Genomic DNA, 261 nt, shown 5'->3' with positions numbered 1-261 from the left:
CGCCAGCACGGTGTTCCTGCAAGCCTTCGCCGATCCCAAGGGCGATGGTCTGGTGCATTCGCTGTACTTCCCCAACCGTCACTTGCCGATGCGCGCCGACCTGTTCGACCGCGTCGCCTGGCAATTGCGCACCCGTGCCCACGTGAAGGTCTTTGCGTGGATGCCGGTGCTGAGTTTCGAACTGGATTCGAAACTGCCGCGTGTAACCCGCTGGGACCCGAAAACCACCATCACCTCGGTCGACCCGAAGCAGTACAAACG

Annotated in this window: 1 protein-coding gene; it reads left to right on the top strand. The window is 61.7% G+C overall.

From position 1 onward, the window contains the following. Positions 1-261: poly-beta-1,6-N-acetyl-D-glucosamine N-deacetylase PgaB (locus AAEY62_RS23165; protein ID WP_350636786.1), on the top strand; the 261-nt coding region annotated here is incomplete at both ends.

Origin of the sequence: Pseudoalteromonas sp. GW168-MNA-CIBAN-0100 (assembly GCF_040309225.1) — a bacterium.
Classification (GTDB): Bacteria; Pseudomonadota; Gammaproteobacteria; order Enterobacterales; family Alteromonadaceae; genus Pseudoalteromonas; species Pseudoalteromonas arctica.
Note: the sequence above shows the minus strand (reverse complement) of the source record. Positions and strands in the feature narration are given on the sequence as shown.